At 73.0% G+C, this 24,737-nt stretch carries 25 protein-coding genes and 1 riboswitch; of the genes, 12 read left to right on the top strand and 13 right to left on the bottom strand.

Annotated features, from left to right (window positions below):
• Positions 1 to 36: 36 nt before the first annotated feature.
• The 3 genes from KBX37_RS25620 to KBX37_RS25610 form a co-directional block, all read right to left on the bottom strand.
• Complete coding sequence (locus KBX37_RS25620) at positions 37 to 837, bottom strand: energy-coupling factor transporter transmembrane protein EcfT (RefSeq protein WP_210778452.1); 801 nt, start codon at positions 835 to 837, stop codon at positions 37 to 39.
• On the bottom strand, positions 834 to 2,285 hold the full coding sequence (locus KBX37_RS25615) for an ABC transporter ATP-binding protein (RefSeq protein ID WP_210778451.1): 1,452 nt from the start codon (positions 2,283 to 2,285) through the stop codon (positions 834 to 836). Before KBX37_RS25615 ends, KBX37_RS25620 begins: the two co-directional genes overlap by 4 nt.
• A 113-nt stretch (positions 2,286 to 2,398) precedes the next feature.
• Positions 2,399 to 2,983, bottom strand: a complete 585-nt coding sequence (locus KBX37_RS25610) for an ECF transporter S component (RefSeq protein WP_210778450.1) — start codon at positions 2,981 to 2,983, stop codon at positions 2,399 to 2,401.
• Positions 2,984 to 3,058: 75 nt separating this feature from the next.
• A riboswitch (TPP riboswitch) is annotated at positions 3,059 to 3,164 on the bottom strand.
• Between the two features lie 84 nt (positions 3,165 to 3,248).
• On the opposite strand from KBX37_RS25610, the gene KBX37_RS25605 reads away from it, so the two are divergent.
• The 4 genes from KBX37_RS25605 to KBX37_RS25590 all read left to right on the top strand — a co-directional run bounded on the left by KBX37_RS25605 (position 3,249) and on the right by KBX37_RS25590 (position 7,562).
• Positions 3,249 to 4,079: an alpha/beta fold hydrolase gene (locus KBX37_RS25605; protein WP_210778449.1), complete on the top strand. Its 831-nt coding sequence runs from the start codon at positions 3,249 to 3,251 to the stop codon at positions 4,077 to 4,079.
• Between the two features lie 48 nt (positions 4,080 to 4,127).
• Positions 4,128 to 4,877 (top strand): sugar isomerase domain-containing protein, encoded by a 750-nt coding sequence (locus tag KBX37_RS25600; RefSeq protein WP_210778448.1) that lies wholly within the window; start codon positions 4,128 to 4,130, stop codon positions 4,875 to 4,877.
• Positions 4,878 to 4,967: 90 nt separating this feature from the next.
• Positions 4,968 to 5,468, top strand: coding sequence for a DUF6328 family protein (locus KBX37_RS25595; RefSeq protein WP_210778447.1), 501 nt, complete (start codon positions 4,968 to 4,970; stop codon positions 5,466 to 5,468).
• Positions 5,469 to 5,588: 120 nt separating this feature from the next.
• Positions 5,589 to 7,562: an acyl-CoA dehydrogenase family protein gene (locus tag KBX37_RS25590; RefSeq protein WP_210778446.1), complete on the top strand. Its 1,974-nt coding sequence runs from the start codon at positions 5,589 to 5,591 to the stop codon at positions 7,560 to 7,562.
• A 26-nt stretch (positions 7,563 to 7,588) separates the two neighbouring features.
• Here the strand turns inward: KBX37_RS25590 and KBX37_RS25585 are convergent, their stop codons facing one another.
• The 8 genes from KBX37_RS25585 to KBX37_RS25550 are packed head-to-tail and all read right to left on the bottom strand — an operon-like array spanning position 7,589 to position 12,037.
• Positions 7,589 to 7,756: a hypothetical protein gene (locus KBX37_RS25585; RefSeq protein ID WP_170285442.1), complete on the bottom strand. Its 168-nt coding sequence runs from the start codon at positions 7,754 to 7,756 to the stop codon at positions 7,589 to 7,591.
• Positions 7,757 to 7,765: 9 nt separating this feature from the next.
• Positions 7,766 to 8,371 carry a hypothetical protein gene (locus tag KBX37_RS25580; protein ID WP_210778445.1) on the bottom strand — a complete coding sequence of 202 codons (606 nt, stop codon included), beginning with the start codon at positions 8,369 to 8,371 and terminating at the stop codon, positions 7,766 to 7,768.
• A gap of 50 nt (positions 8,372 to 8,421) precedes the next feature.
• Positions 8,422 to 8,814, bottom strand: coding sequence for a Fur family transcriptional regulator (locus tag KBX37_RS25575; protein ID WP_210778444.1), 393 nt, complete (start codon positions 8,812 to 8,814; stop codon positions 8,422 to 8,424).
• A complete protein-coding gene (locus KBX37_RS25570; RefSeq protein WP_154942519.1) occupies positions 8,811 to 9,110 on the bottom strand; it encodes a metalloregulator ArsR/SmtB family transcription factor in 300 nt (99 codons plus the stop codon). Before KBX37_RS25570 ends, KBX37_RS25575 begins: the two co-directional genes overlap by 4 nt.
• Before the next feature lie 43 nt (positions 9,111 to 9,153).
• Positions 9,154 to 10,020, bottom strand: coding sequence for a metal ABC transporter permease (locus KBX37_RS25565; RefSeq protein WP_210778443.1), 867 nt, complete (start codon positions 10,018 to 10,020; stop codon positions 9,154 to 9,156).
• A gap of 2 nt (positions 10,021 to 10,022) precedes the next feature.
• Entirely contained in the window at positions 10,023 to 10,784 is a 762-nt protein-coding gene (locus tag KBX37_RS25560) for a metal ABC transporter ATP-binding protein (protein WP_210778442.1), read from the bottom strand.
• Positions 10,781 to 11,725, bottom strand: a complete 945-nt coding sequence (locus KBX37_RS25555; protein WP_210778441.1) for a metal ABC transporter substrate-binding protein — start codon at positions 11,723 to 11,725, stop codon at positions 10,781 to 10,783. The genes KBX37_RS25560 and KBX37_RS25555 overlap by 4 nt, the downstream gene beginning before the upstream one ends.
• 54 nt (positions 11,726 to 11,779) lie before the next feature.
• Positions 11,780 to 12,037, bottom strand: a complete 258-nt coding sequence (locus tag KBX37_RS25550) for a DUF6703 family protein (RefSeq protein ID WP_210778440.1) — start codon at positions 12,035 to 12,037, stop codon at positions 11,780 to 11,782.
• 27 nt (positions 12,038 to 12,064) lie between these two features.
• Here KBX37_RS25550 and KBX37_RS25545 point away from each other — a divergent pair, with 27 nt between their 5' ends.
• The 7 genes from KBX37_RS25545 to dusB all read left to right on the top strand — a co-directional run bounded on the left by KBX37_RS25545 (position 12,065) and on the right by dusB (position 18,553).
• Complete coding sequence (locus KBX37_RS25545; protein ID WP_210778439.1) at positions 12,065 to 12,406, top strand: antibiotic biosynthesis monooxygenase; 342 nt, start codon at positions 12,065 to 12,067, stop codon at positions 12,404 to 12,406.
• Positions 12,407 to 12,511: 105 nt separating this feature from the next.
• Positions 12,512 to 12,985 carry a hypothetical protein gene (locus KBX37_RS25540; protein ID WP_210778453.1) on the top strand — a complete coding sequence of 158 codons (474 nt, stop codon included), beginning with the start codon at positions 12,512 to 12,514 and terminating at the stop codon, positions 12,983 to 12,985.
• A gap of 114 nt (positions 12,986 to 13,099) precedes the next feature.
• The gene (locus KBX37_RS25535; RefSeq protein WP_210778438.1) at positions 13,100 to 14,479 is read left to right on the top strand and encodes a glycine--tRNA ligase; all 1,380 of its coding nucleotides are present in this window, start codon (positions 13,100 to 13,102) and stop codon (positions 14,477 to 14,479) included.
• A 149-nt stretch (positions 14,480 to 14,628) separates the two neighbouring features.
• Positions 14,629 to 15,459 (top strand): hypothetical protein, encoded by an 831-nt coding sequence (locus KBX37_RS25530; protein ID WP_210778437.1) that lies wholly within the window; start codon positions 14,629 to 14,631, stop codon positions 15,457 to 15,459.
• A 74-nt stretch (positions 15,460 to 15,533) separates the two neighbouring features.
• Positions 15,534 to 16,451: a hypothetical protein gene (locus KBX37_RS25525; RefSeq protein WP_210778436.1), complete on the top strand. Its 918-nt coding sequence runs from the start codon at positions 15,534 to 15,536 to the stop codon at positions 16,449 to 16,451.
• Complete coding sequence (locus KBX37_RS25520; RefSeq protein ID WP_210778435.1) at positions 16,444 to 17,274, top strand: hypothetical protein; 831 nt, start codon at positions 16,444 to 16,446, stop codon at positions 17,272 to 17,274. Before KBX37_RS25525 ends, KBX37_RS25520 begins: the two co-directional genes overlap by 8 nt.
• Before the next feature lie 103 nt (positions 17,275 to 17,377).
• Positions 17,378 to 18,553: a tRNA dihydrouridine synthase DusB gene (gene dusB, locus KBX37_RS25515; RefSeq protein ID WP_210778434.1), complete on the top strand. Its 1,176-nt coding sequence runs from the start codon at positions 17,378 to 17,380 to the stop codon at positions 18,551 to 18,553.
• Positions 18,554 to 18,664: 111 nt separating this feature from the next.
• Here the strand turns inward: dusB and KBX37_RS25510 are convergent, their stop codons facing one another.
• Both KBX37_RS25510 and KBX37_RS25505 read right to left on the bottom strand, forming a co-directional pair.
• Entirely contained in the window at positions 18,665 to 19,327 is a 663-nt protein-coding gene (locus tag KBX37_RS25510) for a C39 family peptidase (protein WP_210778433.1), read from the bottom strand.
• Between the two features lie 614 nt (positions 19,328 to 19,941).
• Positions 19,942 to 21,651, bottom strand: coding sequence for a beta-N-acetylhexosaminidase (locus KBX37_RS25505; RefSeq protein ID WP_374103880.1), 1,710 nt, complete (start codon positions 21,649 to 21,651; stop codon positions 19,942 to 19,944).
• 390 nt (positions 21,652 to 22,041) lie between these two features.
• Between KBX37_RS25505 and ppdK the strand changes: the two genes are divergently transcribed.
• Positions 22,042 to 24,737: pyruvate, phosphate dikinase (gene ppdK / locus KBX37_RS25500; protein ID WP_210778431.1), on the top strand; the 2,696-nt coding region annotated here is incomplete at its 3' end.

Here is a 24,737-nt window from a genome sequence, read left to right as displayed (position 1 = left end):
CGGACCGGGCCGCCGGTCCGGACCCGGTCGCCCGGGTCAGCCGATCAGCGGGCGGAAGGTGCCGAGCGCGACGCTGACCGCGATCGCCGCACCCCCCAGCACGGCCGCCCCGGCGACGAGCAGCCCGTCGGCCACGCCGAACCGCTGCCGGCGGGCGAAGGTGCGCGGGGTGCCGGCGTCGAAGCCCCGGGCGTCCATCGCCACCGCCAGCCGGGTGCCGCGCCGGATCGCCCCGACCAGCAGGGCGAACGCGGTCGACACGAACAGCCGTAGCTTCGCCACCGGGTTGCGCCCGGCGTCCACGCCGCGCGCCCGGCGGGCCATCTCGATCATCTGCCACTCCTGGCCGAGCAACGGGACCAGCCGGAACGCGGCCAGCGTCCCGATGGCGAAGCGGGCCGGCGCCTTCGCGTTCTGCACCAGCGCGTCGGCCAGGTCGGTCGGGTCGGTGGTGGCGAAGACGATCACGCCCGGCAGCGCCACCGCGAGCATCCGCAGCACCAGCCCGAGCGCGGTCACCAGCACCCCCGAGGTGACCAGCAGCGGCCCGGCGTCCAGCAGCACCCGGCCGGACCGGTCGGCGGCGAAGAGCACCAGCGTGACCACGATGCCGGCCGCGGCGGCCAGCAGCGGCAGGGCCCGCCGGGCCAGCACCCGGTACCGGATCCCGAACAGCGGCAGCACGGCCAGCTCCACGGCGATCGCGATGGCCGGGGCGACCGGGTCCAGGGTGGCCACCAGGACGGCCGAGAAGACCAACGCGGCGGCCAGCTTCGCCACCGGGTTGCGCCGGGCCAGCGGCGCGCCGGGCGCCGCGACGGGTTCCAGGCTGATCACGGGCGCCGCCCGGAGTCGCCGTCGGCCGGGTCGGGCCGCCGGCCCAGGGTGACGGTGCGGTCGGCGAGCGCGGCGACGAAGTCCGCGTCGTGGGTGACGGTGACGACGCCGTGCCCGGCGTCGCGCAGCTCGGCGAAGAGGTCGAGCAGCTCCCGCCAGGTGCGCCGGTCCTGGCCGAAGGTCGGCTCGTCGCAGATCAGCAGGCGGGGCGCGGTGGCCAGCGCGGTCGCCACGCTCAGCCGCCGCGCCTCCCCGCCGGAGAGGGTGTACGGGTTCGCCCCGGCCAGCCGGGTCAGCCGCAGCCGGTCCAGCAGGGCGTCCACGGTGGCGCGTACCGCCGGCTCGGACTGGCCGGTCCGGCGGGGGCCGAGCGCCAGCTCGTCGAAGACGGTGGCGGTGACGAACTGGTGCTCCGGGTCCTGGAAGACCGAGCCGATCCGGCGGGCCAGCGCGGGCGCCCGCCAGCGGTGCGGGGGAGTGCGGTCGTCCGCCCCGGCCAGCGCCGCCGTGGCGGTGACCCGGCCGACGCCGGGGCGGAGCAGCCCGCCGAGGAGCAGGGCCAGGGTGGACTTGCCGACGCCGTTGGGCCCGAGCACGGCGAGCGCCTCGCCGGCGCGTACCCGCAGGTCGGTGGGGGCCAGCCGGGGCGGCAGGCCGAGCCGGTCGGCGGTGAGCAACTCCTCGCCGGGCGGCCCGGTGGCGTGCCGGGGCGGGATGGTCCGGCCCGGCACCCAGACTCCCTCGGCGGCCAGTGCCTCGCCGTGCGCGGCGAAGACCGCCTCCGGCGGGCCGTCCGCGCGGACGCCGCCGCCCGGCTCCAGCACCACCACCCGGTCGACCAGCGGCAGCGCCTCGGCGACCCGGTGTTCGACCAGGATCAGGGTGGTGTCGGCGGACAGCGCGCCGGCGACCGCCCGGCGGACCAGGTCCGCGCCGGCCGGGTCGAGGTTGGCGGTCGGCTCGTCGAGCAGCAGCAGGTCGGGGCGCAGGGCGAGCGCGCCGGCCAGGGCCAGGCGCTGCTGCTCGCCGCCGGAGAGCGCCGCGGTGGGCCGGTCCCGGTCGTACGGGAAGCCGACCCGGCGCAACGCCTCGTCCACCCGCGGCCAGATCTCCTCGGCCGGCACCCCCCGGTTCTCCAGCCCGAACGCGACGTCGTCGCCGCTGCGGGCCATCACCAGTTGGGTCTCCGGGTCCTGGAAGACGATGCCGACCCGTTCCCGGTCCTTGCGCGGGTCGAGCCCGTCGATCTCGACGGTGCCCTCCTGCTCGCCGGAGTCCTCGGGCAGCAGCCCGGCCAGTGCCGCCAGCAGGGTGCTCTTGCCCGCCCCGGACGGCCCGAGCAGCAGGACCCGTTCCCCGGCCTCGATCCGCAGGTCCACCCCACGCACGGCCCACGCCTTCCGCCCGGCGTGCCGCCACCCGAACCCGCGCATCAACACCGCGCCCACCCGACCCCCTCCCTACCCAGGCCCACCCGGCTCCCGGCCGGTGATCAAGAGGTTTGCGTCACGACGGTGGCTCCCGTTGACGCAAACCTCTTGATCAACGAAGCGGGGGGCGGTCAGATGGCGGCGCGCTCGCGGCCGGCGGGGAAGCGGTCGAGGACGCCGGTGCGGGCCAGGGCGCGGGTGAGGGCGATGCCGCCCAGGCCGGCGATCGCCAGGGAGCTGACGGCGGTGATCAGGATGTAGGGGAGGCGGAAGCTGCCCCAGGCGGTGTCCGGGTACCAGACGAAGACGTCGTAGAGCGCCGCCGCCAGGCCGGCCAGCGTGGCGGCCAGCAGGGCGACGGGCAGCCGGAAGACGCGGTACCCGAAGGCCGCGAAGGCGAGTTCCGCCGCAGCGGCCTCCAGCGGACCCTGGATGACCAGCGTCCAGCCCCAGCTGCTGCCCAGCGCCACCGAGACCAGCGCGGCGACGGTGAGGGTGAAGAAGGCGGCGCCAGGCTTGCGGATGATCAGACCGCCCAGGACGGCCGGGACCAGCCAGACGCCGTAGATGGCCGCCCGGCCGGGCAGCGGGATCGCGTCGGCGGGGCCGTTCCAGAGCAGGCCCCAGGCCCAGAAGATGATGCCGAAGGCCACCCCGAGCACCGCCGCGATGACGATGTCGATGGTGCGCCACCGGTTGCTGTCGGTGTTGGTCATGTGTGCTCCCAGTCCAAATGATCGAACCAGGAGAAGACGCACGCCGCGCCCGGTGTGGAACCGGACGGCGGCGCGGCTGGAGGTCGACCGAACTCCCTGCGCTGGCATTACCCAGATCAGGTTCGAGGGTCTGCGGGCGGTGCCCGCACTCTCAGCGCTGTGCGCTCCCCTGTCGGATGTGAAGTTGTCTCTTCGACGCTAACAGCTCCGACCCCGCCACCGTCGGCCCGGGTGGACGACCGCCGGGCTGGGTAGGCTGCCGATCATGCGGGTCGAGGCGCGAGGGCTGACGTTCGAGGTACGCACCGGCGGCCCCGAGAGCGGTGAACCCGTCCTCCTGCTGCACGGCTTCCCGCAGCACGGCGGCGAGTGGGACGAGGTGGTCCCGGCGCTGCACGCCGCCGGCCTGCGCACGTACGCGCCGGACCAGCGGGGCTACTCGCCGGGCGCCCGCCCGACCGAGGTGGCCGCCTACCGGCTGCCGGAGCTGGTCGAGGACGCGGTGGCGCTGCTCGACGCGCTGGGCGTCGAGGCGGCCCACGTGGTGGGGCACGACTGGGGCGCGATCGTCGCCTGGGGCCTCGCCGCGGGGCACCCCGAGCGGGTTCGCACCCTGACCGCCGTCTCCGTGCCGCATCCCGCCGCGATGGCGCACGCGCTGGCGAACGACCCGCGGCAGAAGGCGCGCTCGTCGTACATGCTGCTGTTCCGCCAGCCGGGCAAGGCCGAGAAGGTGCTGCTGGCCGCGCGGGCGACCGCCCTGCGCCGGATGCTCTTCAGGTTGGGCGACGCCGAGCGGGTGGCCCGGTACGTCGAGCCGATGCGGGAGCCGGGCGCGCTGACCGGGGCGCTGAACTGGTACCGGGCCATGTCCCGGGCCGACCTGGCGCGGACCGGGCCGGTCGCGGTGCCCACCACCTTCGTCTGGAGCGACCGGGACGTCGCGATCGGCCGGACCGCCGCCGAGGCCTGCGCCGCCCAGGTGACCGGGCCGTACCGGTTCGTCGCGCTCCCCGGCGTCACCCACTGGATCCCCGACGAGGCGCCGGCCCCGCTGGCCGAGGCGATCCTGGCCCGGGTACGCGACCTTGCCTGAGCCCGCCGTGGGCCACCCGACGAGCAGGACCGACGAGCGGAGGAACGCATGACGGTGAGCGCCGAGGCATACCTGGCGGTGGTGACCGAGACGATCGGCCGGGTGGCCGCGAGCCAGCGGGAGGCGGTGGGTCGGGCGGCCGACCTGATCGCCGAGGCGCTGCGCGCCGACGGGGTGGTGCACGCCTTCGGCACCGGCCACTCCGAGGCGCTGGCGATGGAGATCGCCGGCCGGGCCGGTGGGCTGGTGCCGACCAACCGGATCGCGCTGCGCGACCTGGTGCTGCTGGGCGGCGAGCCGGCGAGCATCCTCGGCCCGCACCTGGAGCGCGATCCAGCCGTGGCGCACCGGCTCTACGAGCTGGCCCCGGTCCGCCCGTCGGACATCTTCGTGCTGGCCTCCAACTCCGGCGTCAACGGCGCGATGGTGGAGTTCGCGTCGCTGGTGGTCGAGCGCGGGCACCGGCTGGTGGCGATCACCTCGGCGCAGCACTCGGGCCGGATGGCCTCGCGCCACCCGTCCGGGCGCAAGCTCGCCGACTTCGCCGACGTGGTGCTGGACAACGGCGCCCCGTACGGTGACGCGACCCTGCCGCTGCCCGACGGCGGTGCCGTCGGCGCGGTCTCCTCGATCACCGCGGCCCTGCTCGCCCAGCAGATCGTGGCCGAGACGGTGGCCCGGCTGATCGCGGCGGGGGAGCGGCCCCCGGTCTACCTGTCGGCGAACATCACCGGCGGCGACGAGCACAACGCCGCGCTGGAGGCCCGGTACGCCGGCCGCATCCGCCGAGGTTCCTGAGCCGGTTTCGCGCCACTCCGGTTGGGGCATTGGCGTTGCTGCCGGCGGGGTGAGCCCCGTCGGCAGTACCGTCTCTTCCGGAGGTAGCGCGTGTCGAAGGAATCCGAGAAGCAGCGCTGGCAGCGCAACTTCGCCGATCTGCTCCAGGAGCTGCGCGTCGCACAGACCGGCGTGCAGATCCTCTTCGCCTTCCTGCTGACCCTGCCGTTCAGCAACGGCTTCACCCGGACCAGCGGCTTCCAGAAGGACGTCTACATCGTCTCGCTGCTGTCGGCGGCGGCCGCCACCGCGATGATCATTTCGCCGGTCGCCTTCCACCGCGCGCTGTTCCGCCAGGGCCGCAAGCCGGAGCTGGTGCGCTTCGCGCACCGGATGGCCAGCGCCGGCCTCGCCTTCATGCTGATCTCGATGGTCAGCGCGGTGCTGCTGATCACCGACTTCGTGCTGCAGCGCGAGATCGCATTCGTGCTGAGCGCGCTCACCGGGCTGTGGTTCCTGACCTTCTGGGTCTTCCTGCCGATGGCTCGGCGCAACTGGGGTGAGGACGTCGACGACGACGATGACGCGCCGCAGGTGCTGACCGGCGACTGACCCGGTCACCGGACGGGAAATCCGACGTGCAGGCAACGCTACCCCTGGGTAACACCCGGGGGTAGCGTTGCTCTTGTCGAGCACGTTGACGCATCCGGACCGAGGTTCGAGGGGGCAGCCGTGACCACGACGCACAACAGCCGACCCACCGGGGACGGCGCCGGGCCACTGCCGGCCGAGGCGGGCCAGGTCTCCGAGAAGGAGGCCCGACAGGTCGCCGAGGCGGCCCGGGAAACCGCCTGGGACCGGCCCAGCTTCGGCAAGGAGCTCTTCCTAGGCCGGTTCCGGCCCGACCTGATCCACCCCTGGCCCCGCTCCGACCCGGACGACGACGCGCGGGCCGAGCGGTTCCTCACCGAGCTCGGCGCGTACCTGCGGTCCGAGGTGGACGGCGCGGCGATCGAGCGCGACGCGTCCATCCCGGACGAGGTGTTCCAGGGGCTGGCCCGGCTCGGCGCGTTCGGCATGAAGATCGACCGGAAGTACGGCGGTCTCGGCCTGAGCAACCTGCACTACTGCCGGGCGCTGATGCTGGCCGGCTCGGTCAGCCCGGCGATCGGCGCGCTGCTCTCCGCCCACCAGTCGATCGGCGTGCCGCAGCCGCTGAAGATGTTCGGCACCGACGAGCAGAAGCAGCTCTTCCTGCCCCGGCTGGCCGCCGGGGAGGTCTCCGCGTTCCTGCTCACCGAGCCGGACGTCGGCTCCGACCCGGCCCGCCTGGCCACCATCGCCGAGCCCACCGCCGACGGCACCGGCTACCGGCTCAACGGGGTGAAGCTCTGGGCCACCAACGGCACCGTGGCCACCCTGCTGGTGGTGATGGCCCGGGTGCCGGCCGGCGAGGGGCGGCGCGGCGGCATCACCGCGTTCGTGGTCGACGGCGACAGCGACGGCATCACCGTCGAGCGGCGCAACGCCTTCGTCGGCCTGCGCGGCCTGGAGAACAGCCTCACCCGGTTCCACGACGTCTTCGTGCCCCGGGAGAACGTCATCGGTGGCGAGGGCAAGGGGCTGAAGATCGCCCTGACCACGCTGAACACCGGTCGGCTGTCGCTGCCGGCGATGTGCGTCGGCGCGGGCAAGTGGTCGCTGAACGTGGCCCGGGAGTGGGCCGCCGACCGGGTGCAGTGGGGCCGGCCGGTCGGCGAGCACGAGGCGGTCGCCCAGAAGCTCTCCTTCATCGCCGCCACCACGTACGGCATGGAGACCATGCTCGACCTCTGCTGCCTGCTCGCCGACGACGACCGCAACGACATCCGGATCGAGGCGGCCCTGGTCAAGCTCTACGCCAGCGAGATGGCCTGGAAGATCGCCGACGAGCTGATCCAGATCCGGGGCGGGCGCGGCTACGAGACGGCCGACTCGCTCGCCGCCCGGGGTGAACGCCCGGCCGCGGTCGAGCAGATGCTGCGGGACCTGCGGATCAACCGGATCTTCGAGGGCTCCACCGAGATCATGCACCTGCTCATCGCCCGGGAGGCGGTCGACGCGCACCTCTCGGTCGCCGGCGACATCATCGACCCGGACGCCGGCCTCGGCCGCAAGGCCAGGGCGGGGGCGCGGGCCGGGGCCTTCTACGCCAGGTGGCTGCCCACCCTTGCCGTCGGCAGGGGACAGACCCCCAACGCGTACGGCGAGTTCGGCCCGCTCGCCGGTCACCTGCGGCAGGTGGAGCGGCACTCCCGCAAGCTGGCCCGCTCGACCTTCTACGCGATGTCCCGCTGGCAGGGGAAGATGGAACGCAAGCAGGCCTTCCTCGGCCGGGTGGTGGACATCGGCGCGGAGCTGTTCGCGATGTCCGCGGTCTGCGTGCGGGCGTACGCGGAGCGGGACACCCGCCCGGAGAACGTCGAGCTGGCCGACCTGTTCTGCCGGCAGGCCCGGGTGCGGGTGGAGCAGCTGTTCACCGCGCTGTGGGAGAACACCGACTCCGTCGACGTCGCGGCGGCGAAGCGGATCCTCGCCGGCCGGTACGCCGCCCTGGAGTCCGGCGTGCTCACCCCGCCGGCCGACACCCCCTGGGTGGCGCGCTGGTCACCCGGCCCGTCGACCACTCCCGACGTCCGCCGCCGGATCCCCCGGCAGGGCGGCTGAGCAGGGGGCTGGGCCGTCGCTGAAAGTCAGCGGGCGACGGCCCAGGCCAGTACCGCCGCGAGGATCAGCCCGTTGAGCACAGCGAGCACCAGGTACGCCTGCGGCGGGATCTTGCGACCCTTGCGGACGAAGCTCACCAGGACGGCGGCGTACCCGAGCAGCAGCACGGCGACGACGATCAGGAAGTACAGCACCGCCACACCCTAGCGGCCGCCCCGCAGCCCGAGTCGGCGCAGCTCCAGTGCGGCGAGCGCGTCGACGGTGGCGTCGTCGCCCCGCCGCCACGCCTCCGCCACGTCCGGATCGATCCTGGTCAGCTTGCCCAGGGGCTGCCCGGCGAGGGCGCGCAGCGCCAGCAGGTCCCGCCCGGCCGGGGCGGTGGCGAGCGCCTTCGCCGCGGCGGCCCGGCGCATCCAGCGCACCCGCAGCGGCAGCCAGCCGAGGAGCACCAGGGCGAGCGGGAAGACCAGCACGGCGATGGCGAGGGCCAGGGCGAGCTGGCCGACCAGCTCCTGCTGGTCCCGGCCGGCGTCGGCGACCGCGCGGGCCGCCTCGGCGGCCCGCTCGAAGGGGGCGGTCAGCTCGTCGCCGACCAGCGGCACCCGGCCGACCTTGCCGCCGGCGTCGGCCAGGTTGTCGGCGAGGCCGCCGCCGGCCCCCTCCAGCTTCTGTCCGGGTACGGCGAGTTTCTGCACCAGGTCGTGCACCCACAGGGCGAAGCGGATCGCCGCGTACACCCAGACGACGACGAGCAGGTCGGTGAGGAGCTGGCGGAGGGCGACGGGGAAGCGATCGGCGTAGATCTTCACGCCGGACAGCGTGCCACGACGCGGCGCGGCGGGCACCCCCTGAATCGCCGTCAGGCGGCGCACTTCGGGCAGGTGCCGAAGATCTCCAGGGTGTGGCTGACGTCGGCGAACCCGTGTTGGGCGGCGACCCGCTCGGCCCAGGTCTCCACCGCCGGCCCGGCCACCTCGACGGTGCGGCCGCAGGCCCGGCAGACCAGGTGGTGGTGGTGCCCCTCGCTGCACCGGCGGTAGAGGTGCTCCCCACCGGGCGGGCGCATCACGTCGATCTCGCCCGCGTCGGCAAGGCCCTGCAAGGTGCGGTAGACGGTGGTCAGCCCGACCCGCTCGCCCCGGTCACGGAGCATCGCGTGCAGCTCCTGCGCGCTGTGGAAGCCCTCCACCTCGCCGAGCAGGGAGCTCACCGCCGTGCGCTGCCGCGTGTTCCGCAGCGCCCCCTCGCTCATGATCCCTCCCCGGCGTGGCTCACCGCGTCCGCCACGATGTGCGCCACGTGCTCGTCGACCAGCGCGTACGCGATCTCGCGGCCGCGCCGCGAGCCGCGGACCACCCCCGCCCCGCGCAGCACCCGCAGGTGCTGGGAGACCAGCGGCTGGGGGGCGCCGAGCTTCTCCACCAGCTCGTGCACACACCGTTCACCCTGCGCCAGCTCGCTCACGATCGCCAGCCGGATCGGGGCGGACAGGGCGCGGAGCAGGTCACCCGCGCCCTCGTAGGCCTCGTACCCGTTCGTGCCGGTCACCCTGCAACGGTAACCAATACCACCGACAGCTGCCGGGGCGGCGTCACCGAAGCACGACCTCGTGCGGCTCGGGCGCCGGCGTACCGGCCGGGGTGGACCGCCGGCGCAGCGTCCGCCAGCCGGCGGCGGCGAGCGCGACCACCAGGAACGAGGCGATCGCCAGCAGCACCACCGAGGCGCCCGGGGCGGTGTCGGCGGTGGCCGCCACCCAGACCCCGGACCCGGCCGCGAAGAGGCCGAGCGCCATGGCCGCCGTCATGGTGCTGCGGAAGCCCCGGGTGACCTGCTGCGCGGTGGCCACCGGCACCACCATCAGGGCGCTGATCAGCAGCACCCCGACCGCCCGCATGGCGATGGTGACGGTGACCGCGGTGGCCACCGCCAGCAGCAGGTTCAACGTCCGGACCGGCAGCCCGGCGACCCGGGCGTACTCCTCGTCGTGGCAGACCGCGAAGAGCGCCGGGCGCAGCGCCAGCATGGTGACCAGGATGGCCGCGCCGAGCACCGCGATGGTGATCAGGTCCTGCGGCGAGATGGTGGTCAGCGAGCCGAACAGGTACGCGTTGAGGTTGGCGCTGGTGGCGTCGGAGAGCCCGACGAGCATCACCCCACCGGCGATGCCGCCGTAGAAGAGCAGTGCCAGCGCGAGGTCGCCGGAGGTGCGTCCGCGCGCCCGGACCAGCTCGATGGTGATCGCGCCGAGGGTCGCCACGACCACCGCCACCAGCACCGGGGAGCGGTTGAGCAGCAGCCCGGCGCCGACGCCGGTCAGCGCCACGTGGCCGATGCCGTCGCCGATCAGGGTCAGCCGCCGCTGTACCAGGTAGATGCCGAGCGCCGGGGCGGCCAGGCCGATGACCAGGGCGCCGATCAGCGCGCGCTGCATGTAGGGGTACTGGAAGAGTTCCATGGTCAGCTGCTCCACAGCCCGGCGGGCTCGTCGGGACCGTGCGGGTGCACGTGGTCGTGGTCGGGCTCCGCGTGGTGGCCGGCGGGCTCGGGCACCACGCCGTCGTGGCAGATCCCACCCTGGTGCACCACCACCGCCCGGCTGATCAGCGGTCGCAGCGGGCCCAGCTCGTGGGCGACGAGCAGCACGGTGCCGCCGTCGGCGACGAAGTCACGCAGCGCGGTGGCGAACGCCTCCTGGCTGGCCGCGTCGACCCCGGCGGTCGGCTCGTCGAGCACCAGCAGCTCCGGCCGGCCGGCGAGGGCCCGGGCGATCAGGGTGCGCTGCTGCTGGCCGCCGGAGAGGGTGGCGACCGGATCGGCGGCCCGATCGGCGAGCCCGACGGCGCGCAGCGCCGCGTCGACCGCCTCCCGGTCGGTCCGCCCCGGCGGGCGGAGCACGCCCCGGCGGGCCAGCCGGCCGGAGGCGACCACCTCGCGCACCGTCGCCGGCACGCCGCCGCCGGCGCCGAGCCGCTGCGGGACGTACCCGATGCGCCGCCACTGCCGGAACCGGCGCAGCGGGGTGCCGAAGAGCGCGACGGAGCCGGCGGCCAGGGGGACCAGCCCGAGCACGGCGCGGATCAGGGTGGACTTGCCGGAGCCGTTGGCCCCCAGGACGGCGACCACCTCGCCGGCGGTGACGGTGAGCGAGACGTCACGCAGCACGGGTCGGCCGTCGTAGCCGACCGCCCCGTGCGCGACGGTGATGACGGGTGCGGTCACGAGCAGCTCAACGCCGTCCGCAGGGTCTGCAGGTTGGTGCGCATCACCGAAAGGTAGTCCCCGCCGGAGTCGGTCGACAGCCCTTCGATCGGGTCCAGCACCGCGGTCTTCGCGCCGACCTCCGCCGCGATGGTCTCGGCGACCTTCGGGCTGACCAGGGTCTCGAAGAAGATCGTGGTGGCCCGGTGCTCGCGAGCCTCGGCGGCGACCTCGGCGAGACGCTGCGGGGAGGGCTCGGTGTCGGGGGTGAGGCCGGTGATGCCGACCTGTTCCAGCTGGTAGCGCTCGGTCAGGTAGCTGAAGGCGGTGTGGCTGACCACGATCTCCCGGCGCTGGCAGGTCTTCAGCCCGGCGGCGAACTCGGCGTCGAGCTTCTCCAGCTCGCCGCGGAGCGCCCGGGCCCGGGCGGTGTAGTCGGCGGCCCGCTCCGGGTCGGCCCGGCCGAGCCGCTCGGCGAGCTGGTCGCCGACGGTGGCCAGCCGGGTCGGGTCCAGCCAGAGGTGCGGGTCGAGGCCGCCGCCGGGCTCCTCGGCGTGACCGGCCTCACCCTCGTGCTCGTGGCCGCCGGCCGCCGCGGTCAGCAGGGGCTGCACGGTCGCCACGTCGAAGGCACGATCGGCGGCGTTCTGGTCCACCGCCTCGTCCACGGTCGGCTGGAAGCCCTTGAGGTAGACGACCAGCTCGGCCTCGCTGACCTGCCCGACCTGGCGCGGGTTGAGCTCCAGGTCGTGCGGCTCGGCCCCCGGCTTGGCCAGGTTGCTGACGGCGACCGCGTCGCCGCCGATCCGCTCGGCGAGGAACTGCAACGGGTAGAACGCGGCCACCACGTCGACCCGCTGCGGATCGGCGCCCGCCCCGCCGGACGAGCAGGCGGCGACGCCGCCCAGGGCGAGCAGGGCGGTCGCGGCGGCCAGGGCGCGTGGAGCGGAGCGGATGTTCATGACATCAACTGTCCGTGACAACGGAAATGATTGTCAAAAACGCATGAGTGCATGTCAGAGCAGCTTGGCCAGCGCGACCGCGACCAGCAGGGTCAGCATCACCAGCCGGATCATCCGGGTCTGCGGCGCCTGCACCGGCCAGGTGGTCGCCAGCAGCCAGCTCAGCCCGGCGGCGAGCGCGAGCAGCAGCACGCCGCCCACCGGCCCAGGTGCGAAGAACGCCACCAGCACCACCACCAGGGTGGCGAGGAACACCGACGTCGGGTTGGCCCGGGAGAGCCGGACCAGCAGGGGGCTCTGCGTACGCTGCATCCCACAGACTCTACGAGGAGGACGCCGGTGCTGGTCACCAACCGGTTCGTGGTCGATGTCGATGTCGCCGACGACTTCGTCGCGCGGGCGCACGCGGCCCTCGCCGCGCTCGCCGCCCGCCCCGGCTACCTGCGCGGCGAACTGCTGCGGGCGCTCGACGACCCGGCCCACTGGTGCCTGGTCACCGAGTGGGAGTCGGTCGGGGCGTACCGGCGGGCGCTGGGCGGGTTCGACGTCAAGATCGCCGCGGTGCCGCTGCTCGCCGAGTCGCTCGACGAGCCGTCCGCGTACGAGACGCTGGCCAGCGCCGCCCCGGACGGCGGGGTCGTGGTGGCCACCAGTGATCGGGCCGCGCGTCCGCACCGTTGAGAGACTGGGCACTACCCTGCACTCATGACCGCACCCGGCCCGGCAGCCCCACCGCCGTACCCCGCGACGCCCGGCCGGGACGGCGCCCCGCCGGCCGACCCGGGGGTGCCGGCCCCGCCGCCCGGCCCGGGAGTGGCCCCGCCGTTCGCCGCGCCGCCCACCGAGGGTGGCCGCAAGCGGCTCTGGCTGGGTCTCGGCGTCGGGGCGCTCGCCCTGCTGATCTGCTGCGGCGGGGGCGGGGCGGCCGTGCTCGGCCTGACCGTGAGCAGCTGGCAGGCCAGCGAGGAGCAGGGGCACGCGATCACGGACGCCTACTACGGCGCCCTGGTGCGCAAGGAGTACGGCAAGGCGTACGACGCTCTCTGCGATCAGGCGCAGCGGCGCGAGTCGCGGGCCGAGTTCACCGAGCGGGTGTCCGACGAGCCGGCGGTCGCCGCCTACCGGATCGGCAAGGTCGACCCGAACGCCCTCACCGTGCCGGTGGATGTGACCTTCAGCGGCGGCGTCCAGGACACCCAGCAGGTGACCCTCGAGCCGGACCAGCAGACGGGCGGCCTGGAGGTCTGCGGGGTCAACTGAGCCGTCCGGAGTATTCTGCTGGGCTCGGGACGCCGCTGGTCGTACCGTTGTCCCGAACTGTTCGTTCCGTCCACATCACGTCCCCGCCGACCGCCAGCCGGCGTAGGAGGAAACATGCCAGCCGACCGTATCGACGCCGTCGTCAGCCTCGCGAAGCGCCGAGGCTTCGTCTTCCCCTCCAGCGAGATCTACGGGGGCACCCGGTCGGCGTGGGACTACGGTCCGCTCGGCGTGGAGCTCAAGGAGAACGTCCGCCGGCAGTGGTGGAAGACGATGGTCCAGCAGCGCGACGACGTCGTCGGCCTGGACTCCGCGGTCATCCTGGCCCGCAAGGTGTGGGAGGCCTCCGGCCACATCGCCGAGTTCGTCGACCCGCTCACCGAGTGCCAGTACTGCCACAAGCGGTTCCGCGCCGACCACCTGGAGGAGGCGTACGCCGAGAAGCACGGCAAGCCGCTGACCTCGCTGTCCGAGCTGAACTGCCCGAACTGCGGCAACAAGGGCACCTTCACCGAGCCGAAGATGTTCAACGGCCTGATGAAGACCTACCTCGGCCCGGTGGAGAGCGACGAGGGCCTGCACTACCTGCGCCCGGAGACCGCCCAGGGCATCTTCGTCAACTACAAGAACGTGGAGACGGTCGCCCGCAAGAAGCCGCCGTTCGGCATCGCGCAGACCGGCAAGTCGTTCCGCAACGAGATCACCCCGGGCAACTTCATCTTCCGTACCCGTGAGTTCGAGCAGATGGAGATGGAGTTCTTCGTCGAGCCGGGCACCGACGAGCAGTGGCACGAGTACTGGCTCCAGGAGCGCTGGAACTGGTACCTCGACCTGGGCCTGTCGGCGGAGAACCTGCGCTTCTACGAGCACCCCAAGGAGAAGCTCTCCCACTACTCGAAGCGCACGGTCGACATCGAGTACCGGTTCCAGTTCGGCGGCAGCGAGTTCGCCGAGCTGGAGGGCATCGCCAACCGGACCGACTTCGACCTCTCCACGCACAGCAAGCACTCCGGCGTCGACCTGTCCTACTTCGACCAGACGAAGCAGGAGCGGTGGATGCCGTACGTCATCGAGCCGGCCGCCGGTCTCACCCGCGCGGTGCTGGCGTTCCTGCTGGAGGCGTACGACGAGGACGAGGCCCCGAACACCAAGGGCGGCGTGGACAAGCGCACCGTGATGCGCTTCGATCCGCGGCTGGCGCCGGTCAAGGTGGCGGTGCTGCCGCTGTCCCGCAACGAGGCGCTCTCCCCGAAGGCGAAGGGCCTCGCCGCGCAGCTGCGCAAGCGCTGGGTGGTGGAGTTCGACGACTCGCAGGCCATCGGCCGCCGCTACCGCCGGCAGGACGAGATCGGGACCCCGTTCTGCGTGACCGTCGACTTCGACACCCTGGACGACGACGCGGTGACCGTGCGGAACCGGGACACCATGGCCCAGGAGCGGATCGCCCTGGACCAGGTCGAGCGCTACCTGATCGAGCGCCTGCCCGGCTGCTGACCCGGCACCCGACGGCCCCGCCCCCACCAGGGGCGGGGCCGTCGTCGTCGGTGGCCCATCGGCCGGCGGTTGCGCCCACCCGGTGGTTGAGCCGGGCATGATCTCGTGCGAGCATTCCCGACGTTGAATCTCATCACGGGGGTGTCTGCATGACGCGCGCGTCGCAACAGGACAACGACCACGACCCGAAGCGGCGGCGCCTGCTGCGCCGCGCCGCCACGGTCGCCGCCACCACGGCCGGTGCCGGTGTCGCCGCCGCGGTCGGCATGCCCGGCGCGGCCCAGGCGGCCCCGGGGGAAAACCTGATCATGGGTACGACGAACGACGCCGGCGTGGCGACCACGACGTTGACGTCGTCCGCCGGCTCGGCGCTCAGCGCGCAGGCGGTAGGTGGCGTGCCGCTGCGGCTGGTGCCGAGCTCGGGTCTGTACCCGACCGTGCTCGACTCCGAGGCCGGCACCCTGGCGGTCGACGACCAGGGCGACCTCTTCATCCGGGCGGGCACCGACGCCAACCCCACCAACGGCTGGGCGTGGACCAGCGAGTGGGCCACCACCTCGGTCGCCGTGCCGCCGACCCGGATCCTCGACACCCGCGACGCGAACCTGCGGCGCAACATCGTCTCCGGGTCGCTGGACTCCCTGGGCCGGCTCCAGCCGGGCGTGCCGATCGTGCTCGCCCTCGACCCGTACGTCCGGGACGGCTACGCCATCAAGGGCAACGTCACCGTGGTCGGGATGACGGGCGCCGGTGTGCTCACCGTGTGGGGGAGCGGCACCAAGCCCACCGCGTCCACGGTCAACTGGGCGACCGCCGGCACCATCCTGTCGAACTTCCTCTTCACCGAGCTGGGCGCCATCGGGGCGTACCGCAGCGTGCTGACCCTCCAGGCCACCTCGTCGCCGACCCACGCGATTGTCGACATGACCAGCCTGCTGGTCGGCCACCCGAGCCAGGTGCTGCTCGGCGGTGGGGCGTAGGTGGCCCGGCCCTTCCCGGCCCACCTCGACAGCCGTCCGTCGCAGACCGCCAACCCATCCAACGGGGGAATGAGATGACTTCGTCCGAACCCGACCGCTCCGCCTCGCGGCGTACCGTGCTGCGGCGGGCCGCCGTCACCGGCGGTGCGGCGGTCGCCGCCACCGCCGTCACCGCGGCGAACGCCACCCCGGCGGCCGCCGCCACCGGTGCTCCGCTCGCCATCGGGCTGGCGAACCAGGCCTCCAACGAGACGGTCCTCTACAGCAACGCCCCGGGCGCGACGCTGGTGCTGCAGAACGACAACGGCGCGTCGCTGCACCTCAAGCGACAGGACATCACCAACCCGGCGTGGGGATCGATCTATCCCACCACGGCGGGACTGGCGCACATCACCACGACGTCCACCGGCGCGCCGGTGCGCAACGAGGTCCTCACCACGGCGAACGCGACCATGCTGGTGCCGATCCCGCCGACCCGGGTGCTCGACACCCGCACCGCCGCCGGTCGGGCCCGGCTGCTGGAGGGCGCCAACCAGATCGACTCGCAGGGCCGTGCGGTCGCGGGCGCCTGGCTGCTGGTCCACCTCGACGGCATCGTCAACTACGGCGACGGCCTGATCGGCAACGTCACCGTGGCCAAGACCGAGAAGGGCGGCTTCGCCACGGTCTACGGCCGGGGCGCCGCGCCGGGCGCCTCCACCATCAACTGGTGGGGCGCCGGCCAGCTGCTCTCCAACGGCGTGATCACCCAGGTCGGCGCCTGGTCGACCGCCAACGGCGACTACTACCCGGACACCGTGGCGATCTGGGTGCAGAAGAGCGCCACCGCCGTGATCCTCGACGTCACCGGCCTGCTGGTGTTCCACCCGGAGTCGGCCGTCATCAACAACCCGAAGGGCCTGACGGCCGACTCGGGGACCAGCGGCGTGCGCGCCGACGTGATCAAGACCAACGCGGAGCGCGGCGACCGGGAGGTGCGGTCCGGTGCGTGACCAGGGAACCGAGGAGACCAGCAGCATGACCGAAGAGACCTCCTCACCCACCCGCCGTCGGGTCATCAAGGCCGGCGTCGCGGTGGGCACCGGTGTCGGGGCGGCAGCGGTCGTCGGCTCTCCGGCCAGCGCCGACGTCGGTGACCCGGTGATCCTCGGCGCTGTCAACCACGGCTCCGGCTCGGAGACCCTGCTGATCGGCGGGTCCGCGAGCGGTCCGACCCTCTCCCTTCGGGGCGCCCCGGGGTGGTCGGCGCTCTGGCTCAACAAGGCGACCGACGAGAATCTGCCCCAGGAGATCGCCACCGGATCGTTGGCCCTGACGTCCCGGGACGACATGGTCATCGGTGGCAAGGGTGGCGCGAAGGCGTACGTCAACACCTCGCGGTGGGCGAACCGGACGATGGCCGTCGCGCCGCAGCGGATCCTGGACACCCGCGCGATTTCCACCTACAGCGCGAACATCCTGGCCGGAAGCGCCGGCGTGACCTCGGGCAAGCTCAACGCCGGCAAGATCATCCACCTGACGGTGAAGAACGTCCCACCGGCGCTGGCGGAGAAGGCGACCGCTGCGTACGTCAACATCACCGTGGCGGGCACCGTCTCCGCCGGGGTGCTGACCGCGTACAGCTCGTCGATCGCCAAGCCGCAGACCTCGTCGCTGAACTGGTGGGGGCCGAACCAGATCCTCTCCAACCTGGTCGAGGTGCAGCTCGGCAGCTACAACGGCAACGGGCTGTCGTTCGCGATCCACGTCAACGCGGCCGCGTCCGTCATCGTGGACGTCTCGGGCCTGATCCTGTCCAGACCCGGCACGTACTGACCCGTCCGCCGGTCGCCGTCGCGGTGCGAGTTCGCTCACCATCGCGGCGGTGACCGGCCACCGGACCCCGGGCCACCGCGCCGGACATGGGATTCTTGGGTACGTGACCAGTCCCGCTCCGTCCGTCGCGCTCCGCCCGCTCACCCTCGGGCCGCACCAGGTGTGGCCGCCGGTGGTGCTCGCCCCGATGGCCGGCATCACCAATGTCGGCTTCCGGCAGCTCTGCCGGGAGCAGGGCGGCGGCATCTACGTCTGCGAGATGATCACCACTGTCGCCCTGGTCGAGCGGAACCCGAAGACGCTGCGCATGATCGCCTTCGGCGCCGACGAGCGGCCGCGCAGCCTCCAGCTCTACGGCACCGATCCGGAGATCACCGCCGCCGCGGTGCGGATCGTGGTGGAGCAGGACCTCGCCGACCACATCGACCTGAACTTCGGCTGCCCGGTGCCCAAGGTGACCCGCAAGGGCGGCGGCTCCGCGCTGCCGTGGCGGCGGCGGCTCTTCGCCCGCCTGGTCAGGGCTGCGGTGGACGCCGCCGCACCCGCCGGGGTGCCGGTCACCGTGAAGATGCGCAAGGGCATCGACGACGACCACCTGACGTACGTGGAGGCCGGGCTGGCCGCGCAGGACGCCGGGGTGGCGGCGGTCGCCCTGCATGGGCGTACGGCCGCGCAGCGCTACTCGGGCACCGCCGACTGGGATGCGATCGCCACCTTGAAGCAGGCCCTCGACGTGCCGGTGCTCGGCAACGGCGACATCTGGGAGGCCGACGACGCGCTGCGGATGGTGGCGCACACCGGCGTGGACGGGGTGGTGATCGGCCGAGGCTGCCTGGGCCGGCCGTGGCTCTTCGCCGACCTGGAGGCCGCGTTCGACGGCCGCCCCGAGCGGCGGCTGCCCACCCTCGGCGAGGTCGCGCAGACCATGCGCCGCCACGCCGAGCTGCTGGTCGACCAGTTCACCGCCGGCAGCCGTACCCCGGCCCGGGGTGAGCGGGACGGCTGCACCGACTTCCGCAAGCACGTCGCCTGGTACCTCAAGGGCTTCCCGGTCGGCAGCGAGCTGCGCCGCGAGCTGGCGATGATCGAGAGCCTGGCGCAGCTCGACGACCTGCTCGGCAAGCTGGACCCGACGGAGCCCTTCCCGGTGGCCACGCTCGGTCAGCCGCGCGGTCGCACCAACTCCCCGGGCAAGGTCTTCCTGCCCGACGGCTGGCTGGCCAGCCGGGACGACGACACCGTGCCCGAGGGCGCCGAGCTGGCCGACTCCGGCGGCTGACCGCCGCTGGTCCGCAAGTCGCCCGCCGCTGGTCCGCAAGTCGCCCGAACGCGCACACGACGAAGGGCCGGCCCCCGGGTGGGGGCCGGCCCTTGTCGGTGTTGCCGTGGATCAGGCAGCGGCGGCGTAGCCGCGGGTGGCGATCCAGTCGGCCAGGTTGTCCACGCTCATCCGGTAGGACATCTGGTCGGCGTTCGCCGAGTCGGCGATCGTGACGACGTTCCCGCCGTCGCGGTAGCCGATGACGCTGATGTAGTGGCCACCCTCGAAGGAGTGGGTGGTGCCGTCGGTGTCGGTGGCGGTGCCGGCGATGTTGGCGACCACGGCCCGACCGTCGTCGATGGTGCGGACGACGTCGGCGCGCAGCTTCTCGGTCTCCTTGCGGTCGGCACGGTTGTCGCGGATCTCGACGCTGCGGTAGACCTTCTTGCCGGTCTCCTTGTTCAGCACCGGGGTGATGTCGTTGATGCTGTTGGTGCCGGCCTCGGTGGTGCCCATCTCCTTGGCCATGGTGTCCACGTCGATGTTCTTGCCCTGCACCGACAGGGCGTTGCGGGTGGCCGAGGGGCCGCAGTAGTAGAAGTTCGGCTGGGCCTCGTAGCGCATGGTCAGCTCACGCTCGCCGTGCGACTTGCGGTCGCTCTTCGCCGACGCGGCGCCCTTGTCGGTGGTGGCCGAGTCGGTGTTGGCGGCGGCGAGCGGGCCGGCGACGGCGCCGGTGAAGGCGAGGCCGGCAGCGGTCAGGGCGGTCTTGCGGATCAGATCGGTACGCATGATCGACTGCCTCTCTGTTCGGGGGTACGCGGCACACGCAACAGGGGGCGCGGTGCCGCGGAAAAAGTCAGAAGGGGGATCGACCCGGCGATCGGTGGGACCTGCTCGGGTGTCCGGGGGATGTAACCGGCCCGGGCGGCCGCCCATTCCATCGGGCCGGTCCCGGGATCCGTCCGGCCGGGGGAGCGCCGGAGGTACGCCATGTACAACGACCCCACCCCACCGGCCATTCCGCCACCGAGGCGGCCCCGCCCACCCGACACCGCAGCTCAGACGACCTCTTCCGGACAGACACCGCCCACCCGAAACCGAACATCCGGCCCCGAACCGGCGGCGCGCTCCCCTCCGCCTCGATGATTAAGAAGTTTGCGTCAGAGACACGCCGCCCGACCGACGCAAACTTCTTGATCAACGGCGCGATGCGGCCTCGCGGGGCGTTAGGTGCCGGTAGGGCGATTTGTCCGGAAGGGGGCGGGCGTCGGTGCTGTCGGAGCCGGGCGGCGAATCGCCCGGACCGACGGCGACGGCGGCGTGTCCCTGGAGGTGGCGTACCGCCGGCAGGTCCTCGTGGGTGTTCCCCGGCGATACGCCAGATCCGGGCGTGGGCGGGCGGCTCAGCCCGTGGGGGTCGGCGTGGCGGGTGGGGTGGGGATCCCGGTGGGCGGGGTGTCGGCCGCGTCCCGTTCGGCCGGCCAGGGGATCTCCGGGGCACGGTGGAAGGCGATGCCGGCGGTGGCCCAGCGCGGGCCGTGGCCGGCGAGGCGCTCGCGGAACCTGGCCCAGTCGTGCGTCGTCCGGGGCGACCAGCCCAGCTCGGCGATGGCGGGCAGCCGGGGGAGGAACATGAACTCGATCTCCGCCAGCGTGGTCACGGACTCGGTCCAGAGCGGCGCCTCGACGCCGAGCACCGCGTCGGCCGGAACGCCGGTCACGTGGGTGCCCGGATCCCAGTCGTACGCGCGCCGCACGTCGATCAGCCCGGCCCAGTCGTGCCCGATCGGGGTGTCCGGGGCGTACTTCATGTCCAGGTAGGCGTGGTTGCCGGGGGAGAGGATCAGCCGGGCGCCCCGGCGTACCGCCTCGGCGACCACCAGGTCGTCGCCGTCGGTGCCCCACCACTGGAGCACCCGTCCCTCGGCGTGCCCGGCCGGGGCGATCTGGTGCCAGCCGACCACCGTCTTGCCGGTCCCGGCGACGATCCGCTGCACCCGCTCGACGAAGCCGGTGTACGCGGCACCCTTGACCTTGAACGCCTCGTCGCCGCCGATGTGCAGCCACGGGCCGGGGGTGCGGGCGGCCACCTCGCCGAGCACGTCGGCGACGAAGTCGTACGTCCGCTCGCTGGCCGGGTCGACGTAGCTGAAGCCGACCTCGGTGCCGGTGTACGGCGGCGGCGCGACCCGGTCCGGCGCCAGCTCCGGGTACGCGGTCAGCGCCGCGTTGGTGTGGCCGGGCAGGTCGATCTCGGGAACGACGGTGACGTGCCGGCGGGCGGCGTACCGGACGATCCGCCGGTAGTCCGCGTCGGTGTAGAAACCGCCTGGGCCGCCGTCGACCTCGGTGGCCCCGCCGACGGTGGCCAGCGCGGGCCACGAGTCGACGGCGATCCGCCAGCCCTGGTCGTCGGTGAGGTGCAGGTGCAGGTGGTTGAGCTTGTAGCGGGCCAGGTGGTCGATCACCCGCAGCACGTCGGCGACGCCGAAGAAGTGCCGGGAGACGTCGAGCATCGCGCCCCGGTACGGAAAGCGCGGCCGGTCGACGAGCGCGCCGCCGGGCACCACCCAGCGGGTGGCGACCGGGGACGGGCTCTCGACCGCCGCCGGTAGGAGCTGCCGCAGCGTCTGCACCCCGTGGAACAGGCCCGTGGCGGTGTCGGCGCTGATCCGCACCCCCGTGGGGGTGACGTCCAGGCGGTAGCCCTCGGCGCCCAGCTCTTCCGCGCACGCGCCCGCGCTCGGCGCGTCCTCGGCCGCGGTCCGGGGGCGGGGTACGCCGGCGGGCGGCGTCGCGGCGGCCAGGGTGAGCACCAGCGGGCCGCCGGTGGCGGTGGCCTCGAGCACGACGGGCAGCGGGTACCCGGTGGCCGGTCGCAGCAGCTCGGCGAGTTGTTCGGCCACGTCCCGGGCGTCCGGGTCCGGGCTCACCCGGACGGCCGCGTCGGCGGGGAGGGTGAAGTCGGCCGTCGGGTCGGGCCGGACCTGCTCCGGGGCCGGCACCACGTCGCCCAGTCGGACCGGTGCGGGCGGGGCCAGCAGTTCCCCGGCGGTCAGCTCGGCCGCCCGGGCCAGTTCGGCGGCGGCCGGCCGGTGGGCGGACAGGTCGATTTGACCCGGCGGTTCCCGGTCGGCCCCGGCGCTGGCGGCGGCGCCGGTCTCCGGGCTGGTGGCGGGGGTGGGCGGCACGGCGGCGGCTCCGGGGTGTATTTGCGGCGGATATGGCAAAGGTCAGGTTCAGCAGAACCGGTGCCGTCAAGAGTACGAGGAGACTCGGAATTGCGTGATCCTGCGCGTGGAAGCGTTCCCAGAAACCGCCACGAACGCGGATAGTCGTGATAGCTGTGCCTATTGTCACCGAACGGTCCCAGGCCACCCGATGTTCGCTTAACCTTCGCCCACCGATCGGTGCCGGCACGGGATTACCGGTGGCCTGCCCCGGGGTATGAGGCAGCTGAACCTTCGTTAAGTGTCAATTCCGGCGCGCGTGGGAGGGCTCTGGTGGCAGTGCAAGAGACGGTCGATCACAAGTACGTCTACGACTTCGCCGAGGGCAACAAGGACCTCAAGGACCTGCTCGGTGGCAAAGGGGCCAACCTCGCCGAGATGACCAATCTCGGGCTGCCGGTCCCGCCCGGGTTCATCATCACCACCGAGGCGTGCAAGGCGTACCTGGCCACCGGCGAGGAACCCGCCGGGCTGGCCGGTCAGATCGCCACCCACCTGGAGGCCCTGGAACGCGAGATGGGCCGCCGCCTCGGCGACCCGGACGACCCGCTGCTGGTGTCCGTACGCTCCGGCGCGAAGTTCTCCATGCCCGGCATGATGGAGACCGTCCTCAACGTCGGCCTCAACGACCGCAGCGTGGTCGGGCTCTCCGCCCAGGCCGGCGGCAACGACCGGTTCGCCTGGGACTCGTACCGCCGGCTGATCCAGATGTTCGGCAAGACCGTCTGTGAGGTGCCGGGCGAGGAGTTCGAGCACGCCCTGGACGAGGCCAAGCGCGCCAAGGGCACCACCAACGACCTCGACCTCGACGCCGACGACCTGCGCGGGCTGGTCGACGCGTACAAGAAGATCTTTGTCAAGCACACCGGCCGGGAGTTCCCGCAGGAGCCGCGCGAGCAGCTCGACCTGGCCATCCGTGCGGTCTTCGAGTCGTGGAACGCCGAGCGGGCGGTGGTCTACCGCCGCCAGGAGCGCATCCCGGCCGACCTCGGCACCGCGGTCAACGTGGTCTCCATGGTCTTCGGCAACCTCGGCCCCGACTCCGGCACCGGCGTCGCCTTCACCCGCGACCCGGGCAGCGGCGCCCAGGGCATCTACGGCGACTACCTGGCCAACGCCCAGGGCGAGGACGTCGTCGCCGGCATCCGCAACACCGTGCCGCTGCAGGAGCTGGAGCAGCTCGACAAGAAGTCCTACGACGAGCTGCTCGCGTTCATGGCCCGGCTGGAGGGCCACTACAAGGACCTCTGCGACATCGAGTTCACCATCGAGCGCGGCAAGCTCTGGATGCTCCAGACCCGGGTCGGCAAGCGCACCGCCGCCGCCGCGTTCGTCATCGCCGGGCAGCTCGTCGACGAGGGCCTGATCGACCTGGACGAGGCGCTGCACCGGGTCAACGGCGCGCAGCTGGCGCAGCTGATGTTCCCCCGGTTCCGGCTCGACCACGAGTTCCAGCCGGTCGCCAAGGGCATCGGCGCCTCACCGGGCGCCGCCTCCGGCAAGGTGGTCTTCACCTCCGCGCGGGCGGTCGAGCTGGCCGCCGAGGGGGAGTCGGTGATCCTGGTCCGCCGGGAGACCAACCCGGACGACCTGAACGGCATGATCGCCGCCCAGGGCATCCTCACCTCGCGGGGCGGCAAGACCAGCCACGCCGCCGTGGTGGCCCGGGGCATGGGCAAGACCTGCGTCTCCGGCGCCGACGAGATCGACGTGAACGTGCCGGCGAAGCGCTTCACCGTGGCCGGGCAGACCGTCAACGAGGGCGACATCGTCTCCATCGACGGCACCACCGGCAAGGTGTACCTCGGCGAGGTCCCGGTCATGCCGTCCGAGGTGGTGCAGTACTTCGAGGGCAGCCTCGAGCCGGAGCACGTCGACAACCCGCTGGTCCGGGCCGTACACCGGATCATGAGCCACGCCGACGCCAAGCGGCGGCTGGCGGTCCGGACGAACGCCGACACCGGGGCGGACGCGGCGCGGGCGCGGCGCTTCGGCGCCCAGGGCATCGGCCTGTGCCGCACCGAGCACATGTTCCTCGGCGATCGGCGGGAGCTGGTCGAGCGGCTGATCCTGGCCCGCACCGACGACGAGCGGGAGTCGGCGCTCGCCGCGCTGCTGCCCTTGCAGCGCGACGACTTCAAGGAGATCTTCCGCGAGATGGACGGTCTGCCGGTCACCGTGCGGCTGATCGACCCGCCGCTGCACGAGTTCCTGCCCCCGCTGGAGCAGCTCGCGGTCAACGTCGCCGTCGCCCAGGAGCGCGGCGAGGACGTCGCCAAGGAGGAGGCGCTGCTCGCCGCCGTCCGGCGGATGCACGAGGAGAACCCGATGCTGGGCCTGCGCGGGGTGCGCCTCGGCCTGGTCATCCCGGGCCTGTTCGCGATGCAGGTCCGGGCCATCGCGGAGGCCGCCGTCGCGGTCACCCGCGCCGGCGCGGTCGCCAAGCCGGAGATCATGGTGCCGTTGGTCGGCGCGGTGCAGGAGCTGGAGACGGTACGGGCCGAGGCCGAGAAGATCATCGCCGAGGTGGTCGGGGACAGCGGCGTCGAGGTGCTGATCGGCACCATGATCGAGGTGCCCCGGGCGGCGCTGACCGCCGGGCAGATCGCCGAGGCGGCGCAGTTCTTCTCCTTCGGCACCAACGACCTGACCCAGATGGCCTGGGGCTTCTCCCGCGACGACGTCGAGGGCGCGTTCTTCTGGCGCTACCTGGAGCTGGGCATCTTCGGCATCTCGCCGTTCGAGTCCATCGACCGGGACGGGGTGGGCCGGCTGGTCCGGATCGCCGCGGAGGAGGGTCGGGCGGCCCGGCCGGAGCTGAAGCTCGGCGTCTGCGGCGAGCACGGCGGCGACCCCGACTCGGTGCACTTCTTCCACGAGGTGGGCCTGGACTACGTCTCCTGCTCCCCGTTCCGGGTGCCGGTGGCCCGCCTGGAGGCCGGCCGCGCGGCTGTCGGAACCGTGGGTCT

The sequence above is a fragment of the Micromonospora sp. U56 genome, assembly GCF_018070095.1.
Taxonomy (GTDB): Bacteria; Actinomycetota; Actinomycetes; order Mycobacteriales; family Micromonosporaceae; genus Micromonospora; species Micromonospora purpureochromogenes.
Note: the sequence above shows the minus strand (reverse complement) of the source record. Positions and strands in the feature narration are given on the sequence as shown.

What these genes read in the sequence shown, in the direction of transcription:
- KBX37_RS25610 (WP_210778450.1), bottom strand. Translation starts at nt 2,983, where the DNA reads ATGACCAACACCGACAGCAACCGGTGGCGCACCATCGACATCGTCATC.
- KBX37_RS25605 (WP_210778449.1), top strand. Translation starts at nt 3,249, where the DNA reads ATGCGGGTCGAGGCGCGAGGGCTGACGTTCGAGGTACGCACCGGCGGC.
- KBX37_RS25600 (WP_210778448.1), top strand. Translation starts at nt 4,128, where the DNA reads ATGACGGTGAGCGCCGAGGCATACCTGGCGGTGGTGACCGAGACGATC.
- KBX37_RS25575 (WP_210778444.1), bottom strand. Translation starts at nt 8,814, where the DNA reads ATGAGCGAGGGGGCGCTGCGGAACACGCGGCAGCGCACGGCGGTGAGC.
- KBX37_RS25565 (WP_210778443.1), bottom strand. Translation starts at nt 10,020, where the DNA reads ATGGAACTCTTCCAGTACCCCTACATGCAGCGCGCGCTGATCGGCGCC.
- KBX37_RS25555 (WP_210778441.1), bottom strand. Translation starts at nt 11,725, where the DNA reads ATGAACATCCGCTCCGCTCCACGCGCCCTGGCCGCCGCGACCGCCCTG.
- KBX37_RS25550 (WP_210778440.1), bottom strand. Translation starts at nt 12,037, where the DNA reads ATGCAGCGTACGCAGAGCCCCCTGCTGGTCCGGCTCTCCCGGGCCAAC.
- KBX37_RS25535 (WP_210778438.1), top strand. Translation starts at nt 13,100, where the DNA reads ATGCCAGCCGACCGTATCGACGCCGTCGTCAGCCTCGCGAAGCGCCGA.
- KBX37_RS25530 (WP_210778437.1), top strand. Translation starts at nt 14,629, where the DNA reads ATGACGCGCGCGTCGCAACAGGACAACGACCACGACCCGAAGCGGCGG.
- KBX37_RS25525 (WP_210778436.1), top strand. Translation starts at nt 15,534, where the DNA reads ATGACTTCGTCCGAACCCGACCGCTCCGCCTCGCGGCGTACCGTGCTG.
- KBX37_RS25510 (WP_210778433.1), bottom strand. Translation starts at nt 19,327, where the DNA reads ATGCGTACCGATCTGATCCGCAAGACCGCCCTGACCGCTGCCGGCCTC.